Here is a 6,457-nt window from a genome sequence, read left to right as displayed (position 1 = left end):
GCTCGGGCGCCGCTCCTGCCTTCGGCCCGCTCCGCCCGGCCCCACGGCCCCGCGCCACCAGTAGTTGTCACGGGGTGCTCCGTTTCACGCTTTGCCCCGCCCTCCGCTTCGCCGGACCGAGGACGACCACCGGCCCCGCACAAGCCACCACTGCCACGACTCCCCGCCGGCCAAGCACCCCCGACCACGGACACCAGCAGACCACCCACACCACGACACCCAGCCACACCACCGACGACCAGCCCCAGAACCCACAAAGCGGGACGGGGCAAAGGGGGGAAGGGGAAGTGGGGCAGGTTGACGGAGTCGGCGGGGCGGAAGCGGTGAGCGGTTTACATGGCGGGCGCACCGCCGAACGCCGCATAAGTCGTTGCGAACGTAGTCAAGGGCTGTCTACGGGAGGAGTGGGTGAGGCGTGGCCGAGCACTCCGGGCATGACCGCAGTCGAAGGCCGGCCACCGTACCGACGCCGTCACGGATGATCCCGCATGAGCGGACCGATCTCATGGCCGTGGCTGATGGGGATCTGGCTGCTGCCGCGATGGGGCCGAGCCCGCCATGGGCGCTCCGCTCACTGGCCCAAGTCGTCGCTACTCGCTCGGCTGCTGTCAAGAGGGCCGTAGCCGCGCGACATCAACGGCTGACACCAACAGCGCCGATCCTCGGCGATCACCAGCGAACCTCGATCGCAGGCGCCACAAGGGGCAGCGGCGGCCGACCAGACCAAGCGGGTGCAAACAATCGACCTGATAAGGATGAGTCTCTGGGTAGCCCGGATGGGGCGCCGCTCGTTTTCAGGGTGGCGCCCCATTCGGTTTGACTCAGCCGTTAAGGCGTCGCCGGACTGGTTGTCAGGGGCTCGTGGTGATGCCAGATGAGGTATCGATCTTCTCGGCGCAACTCGGCGGCGCCCCACTCCAATCGCATGACGCCGGCGTTCATGGAGCAGGCGTAGGCGACGAGGACCAGGCCGACTTCCGGAGGGAGCTGACCGAGGTCCCGGTGGGCTTCGGGTTCTTCGAGTTCCTCAAGTCCGAGGTCCAGCTCTCCCTGCATAGGTTCTGGCCCGTGGCGTCGAATGAGGTCAGCACGTAGGCCCGTGGCTCGTCGGAGTCTCGCCGCGGTGACAGGTACGTCCGTTTTGGCGTAGCGGATCGGGTAGATCACGTGGTCCGCGACGATCATGACGGTTCGGGCCTGGAGGCGGACCGCGGTCGCGCCGGGGAGATGTTCGAGGCCGGCGGCGAGCTCCTCGTACTGCACGGCGTGGAGGCCGTGTCCGTACGCCTCCAGCGTTTGGGTGTGCACACCTTGGTGACCGTTCCTTGCCCGTTCGTGGGCTCGCGTCAGGCACGCCGGTATGGCGTCAGCCAGCACCCCCGCCACCTCACCGAATGTCTCCTTGGCCCACGGAGTCACCACGTTCATCGCCTACCGCCCTTCCCCCGAGCATCTCGCCCGCCAAAGCAGCACCGTGCCCACCGTCCCGGCCCAGACCTCAGCGCGGTAGTGCGCATAGGGGCGCATCTATCCACAGAGCCGGCGCACAGATGAGTCGTGGGTCCGAATCGGATGCGGAAATTTGACATCCGATTCACATGCGTGCATGATTCTTACGATCGCATCTCGCTGTGAGGTGCGGCAGCTCTCGAAGGAGGCCCATGAGCGAGACGGCATCGGACACCATGGAGTGGCAGCTCAAGCCCGGCGATCAGATCGAACGCAAGGCGCTCCACAGCAAGTTCGGGGGGCGGACGCAGGGAGGCATTGGGCCGTCGGCCAAGACGCCCAACGTCTTCGTCTTCACGGACCCCGTCGCCGGCGAGAAGCACGGCTACTACGACGACTGGATGCCGGACGGCCGCTTCCACTACAGCGGCGAAGGCCAGTACGGCGATCAGCGGATGATCTCCGGCAACGCCAGCATCCTGAACCACCAGGCCGAAGGGCGTGCGCTCCGCGTCTTCCAGGGCGCCCGCGGAACGGTCACCTACCGCGGCGAGTTCACTGTCGACCAGGAGAACCCCTGGTACTCCGCGGATGCCCCCGAGACCAACGACGGCCCTCTCCGCAAGGTCATCGTCTTCCGGCTCAACCCGGTAGATACCGCACCCCAGGAGCCCGCCACCAAGCTCGGCCGGCTGCTCGTCTCGCACCCCAACCAGGTGGACGACCTCCCCTTGGAAAGGAACGAGAGCGAGACCACGTTCGTCAACCCGAACCAGGAGCCCTACGAGGCCGACCGCAAGGAAGCCCGTTTGGTCAAGGCGTTCGCCGACTACCTGACCAGCAACGGCCACCAGTCCGGCCGGCAGCGCATCCTGCCCCCCGGTGAAAGCCGCCCCCTCTTCACCGATCTCCACGCCAAGGGGCTCGGCCTCCTGATCGAGGCCAAGGGCAGCGTCACCCGCGAGAACATCCGCATGGCCATCGGCCAGCTCGCGGACTACAGCAGGTTCGTGGACCACACCATCCGCGCCATCCTGCTCCCCTCTGAACCGCGGGAAGACCTCCTGGCCCTGGCCAAGACGCAGGACTGCGCCGTGATCTGGCCCGAGGGCAAGGGGTTCACCAGCACCAACCCCAACGCGCTCCCGTAGCGGCCAGTATGCCGTCGCTGACCGATCCGGATCAGAAGGTGGCCGTGCCCGATTCGTGCCCGGCGCGGCGGTAAATCACGGTCAACCGCAGGCGCCAAGGCGAGCCCCCGAGGTCGCCTTGGCGCCCATATTCGCAGGTCAGAGCAACAGTACAGGCCGAGGATGCGTTGATTCCCAAGCTCAGAGCGCGAGTTCGATTCTCGTCACCCGCTCCATGATGAAGGCCCAGGTCGGCGACCTGGGCCTTGTTTGTTGTCCGGCCCGGCTTCGTCGCCCGGATGCGCCAGTGCGGCGCCATCGCCACCGTTCACGGCCGTGGGCCGCACCCGTGACGCTTCGCCGCGGCGCTCTCCGAGTTGCCCAGTCCCGAGTACGGCACAGCGAGGCTGCCGCTTGATCCGGCGTGGTCGGGACCGATCGGGTTCGGCCTCGACCGGCCCGGCCCGGCCACGGGCGAGTCTCTACCGCATCGTTCTGGCCGGAAGTCGGCACGCCGAGATGGTGCAGTGTCTCAACGTCCCTGTGGTCCGGGGGAATTGCTTCGCCGGGCAGTTCTCGCGGCGCTCAAGCCGCTGAGTGAACCTCACGGACCCGCGGCACCGCCTGTCACCATTCCTCGGTCCACAGGTCATGCACAGATAAAGTGCTAATATCCGGCCACTCGCCTGGGGGGGGTGTCTGAACGTCATAGGTGCCGCACGTCCGTGACCTGCGGCTCGACGACGTGCGCACGGGTCTCTCCATGCCTTCGCCTATCGTCCCCGGAGAGGTCCCGCATGGGCAGACGTGCGCTCGTACGAGGCGCCACCGCCGCCGCTGTTTCCTTCACCCTCGCCCTCGGGCTCGGCCCGTTCTCGACCGGCAGTGCGTACGGGGGGACGGTCACCGGAGAGGTGGTCGTGCCGGCCACCACGGCCGGGGTTCCCCGGACGGGCCTGCTGAGCGCGGGGCCCTCGGGGTTCCTCCGGTACGAGGAGGGGAAGGGCCAGCTCTGGACGACGTACGAGGGGGTCGACACGGTCGTCGACGCCTCGGGCACGGACGGGTACGGCGTCACGAGTGCCGGGGCCGGCTCGGACGTCGTCGCCCGCCATGACAGCTCCGCCCGGACCGTGACGCTGCGGAACATGGCGTCCGGCCAGGTCCGTACGGTCGCGCTCCCCGAGGGACACGCGTACTTCAGGACCCTCGGGTCGACGGTCGTCACGACGGCGGGCACCCCGGGTACCGACTCCGTGTGGCATCTGCTGGACGTCCGGGCCGACGGCTCGGTCACCGACCGTACGGTGGAAGGCGTCCCCTCCGGCGTCCGTCTGTGGTCCGCCGCCGGGCTGGGGGACGCGCGGGGACAGGTCGTGCGGTACCGGAAGGGCGATGACGAAGTCACCGGATGGCTCGATGTCGAGCAGGGGCGCTTCACCGCCCTGCCGTACACCGTGCGGTCCTGGTACGACATGGTCGCGCTCAGCGCCACCCACCTGGTGTGGTGCTACGACGGCACCCTGCACGTCGCCTCCCGGCAGAACCCGGCCGCCACCGTGCGGACCGTTCCGGTCGGTGACATCGCGCAGGTACTGGGCCTGGTCGGGGACACCGCCATCGTGTCCCGGTACGACTCCGCCCTGGGCCGCGACGACATCAGCCGCGCGGTCTCGCGGGTGGAAGCCGTCCCCCTCGACGGCTCCGCGCCACGGACGCTGCTGGCCAGGACGTCGCGGCAGGCCGTGCCCACTCCGGACGGCGGGCTGCTCGTCGCGGGCGGCGCCGACCCGGACCACTGGGGCGTCTCCCTCATCAGGGCCGCCGGGGGCGGCGGGGTCACCGTACGCCGGGTCGCGGACGCGTACCCCCGGCAGACCGCCCGCACGATCTCCAAGCTGACCCTCGCCCAGGGGCGGTTGACCACCGTGGAGCTGGACCCCGTGGGTGACTGGTCGTACCTCCACACCCGTGAGACCGGAGTGGCCGACTCCCCCGCCGCGGGGACACGCACCACCCGCGGCCGTATCGCGCCGGAGAACTACCACTGGAGCGGCCCACGTCTCATCGACACCGGCGACGGCCGGACGGTCATCTCCGGCTACGGCACGAGCGCCGTCCAGCAGCCCCAGCTCCTCGGTGCCACCCAGTCGCTTCCCGCCACCCGGATCGACAGCTCCCGCACCTATCAGACCGCGACCGCCGCCAACGGCCGCTTCGCCGCCCTGACCAGGCCGCACGACAGCACCGGCGCCGCAGAGACCCGGATCGTCGACCTCGACTCCGGGCGCACGGTGCACACGACGACGGATACGGTGCGGGCGCTGTGGGGCACCACTCTGTGGGTGATGTCGGGCAACGACAGCGTGATCCCCGTCGATGTGCTGACCGGGCAGCGGGGCGATCCGGTGTGGTTCGGGCGCGGCTGCCTGCTGAACGACTTCCAGGCGGTCGGTCGGTGGCTGCTGTGGAACTGCGTGCTCAACGCGGAGGGCCAGGGCGTCTACGACACCGTCACCAAGCGGAACCTGACCCTCGTCTCCGGCTCCGGCTGGGAGCAGGCGCGGCTCGGCGACGGATTCGTCGCGACGGTCGAGAACGGTCTGCTGAAGGTGATCGACGTCCGCAGCGGGAAGCCCGTGTCGCACACCGCCGGGAAGTTCGAGTGGGGCGCCTGGGACGTCGACCCGTACACGGGTGTGATCGCCCAGCAGCGCTCCGACCACGCCGTCCGTCTGACCTCCAGCGGTGTCCCCGTCTCCGCGCTCGTCCAGCGCGACGCAACCGTCGCCGCCTCGGTGGACATCAAGGGCGGCGCCGCCCGGTGGAGCCCGAAGTGGTGGCTGAACAAGGCCGCCGGCTCGTGGAAGCTCGTGATCAGCGACAGGGCCGGTACGGCCGTGCGCACGCTCTCCGGCGGCCTGGCCCGCGGTGTGGTGACCCCGGTCTGGAACGGCAAGGACGGCTCCAGCCGGCTGGTGCCCAACGGCGCCTATACGTGGAAGCTGACCGTCACCCCCGCGGACGGGCAGGGCGCGGCGCTGACGAGGACGGGCACGGTCAAGATCACCGGAGCAGCCGCGGCCCACCGCGACTTCATCGGATCGGACGGCTTCGGCGAGCTGGTGACGCTGAACGGCTCGGGCGGGTTGACGTACCAGTACGGCACGGGGAAGGGAACGTTCACCGGGAAGCGAACGGGCTCCGCGTGGCCGACCACGGTGAAGGTGGTGCCCTTCGGCGACCTGAGCGGTGACCGGTGCAACGACGTGCTCGTACGGTTCGGCAACGGCTCCTTGCGCGCCTACCGGCCCGCGTGCGGGGCGGCGGTGACGCCTTCCACCGCGTACACCTCGCTGGGCACGGGCTGGAACCAGTACGACGTGCTGACCTCGCCCGGAGACATCAGCGGTGACGGCCGGCCCGATCTGGTCGCCCGCCAGGCCTCGACCGGCGACGTCTACCTCTACAAGGCGACGAGCACGGGCAAGCTCTCCGCGAAGGTGAAGATCGCGTCCAAGTGGACGGGTTACAAGAAGATCGTGGGCGCGGGTGACCTCAACGGCGACGGTTACGGCGACCTGCTGGTGCAGGACAAGTCGAACGAGCTGTGGCGCTACGACGGCACCGCGGCCGGCAAGTTCAAGAGCCGCGTGAAGGTCTTCGACGACTGGGGCTCGTCGTACAACGTGATCGTGGGTGTCGGCGACATCACCGGCGACGGCAAGGCCGACATCGTCTCCCGCGACTCCTCCGGCACCGTCTGGCGCAACAACGGCAACGGCAAGGGCTCCTTCGGCGGGCGTACGAAGATCGCCACCGGTTGGCAGGGGTACAAGGGCCTCTTCTGAGCCTGCCTTCGCCACTGCCCGCGGGCC

3 protein-coding genes are annotated in these 6,457 nt (G+C 69.1%); 2 read left to right on the top strand and 1 reads right to left on the bottom strand.

Going from position 1 to position 6,457, the window contains the following annotated elements; translation table 11 throughout:
- Positions 1–828: 828 nt before the first annotated feature.
- Positions 829–1,428 (bottom strand): hypothetical protein, encoded by a 600-nt coding sequence (locus tag ACFXPK_RS06265; protein ID WP_385072239.1) that lies wholly within the window; start codon positions 1,426–1,428, stop codon positions 829–831.
- A gap of 233 nt (positions 1,429–1,661) precedes the next feature.
- On the opposite strand from ACFXPK_RS06265, the gene ACFXPK_RS06260 reads away from it, so the two are divergent.
- Both ACFXPK_RS06260 and ACFXPK_RS06255 read left to right on the top strand, forming a co-directional pair.
- Positions 1,662–2,600 carry a restriction endonuclease gene (locus ACFXPK_RS06260; RefSeq protein ID WP_385072236.1) on the top strand — a complete coding sequence of 313 codons (939 nt, stop codon included), beginning with the start codon at positions 1,662–1,664 and terminating at the stop codon, positions 2,598–2,600.
- Between the two features lie 776 nt (positions 2,601–3,376).
- Positions 3,377–6,430 (top strand): FG-GAP-like repeat-containing protein, encoded by a 3,054-nt coding sequence (locus tag ACFXPK_RS06255; RefSeq protein WP_385072233.1) that lies wholly within the window; start codon positions 3,377–3,379, stop codon positions 6,428–6,430.
- Positions 6,431–6,457 lie beyond the last annotated feature (27 nt).

The organism is Streptomyces sp. NPDC059142 (assembly GCF_042755665.1).
In the GTDB taxonomy this organism is placed as follows: Bacteria; Actinomycetota; Actinomycetes; order Streptomycetales; family Streptomycetaceae; genus Streptomyces.
This window is presented reverse-complemented; position numbering and strand designations above follow the sequence as displayed.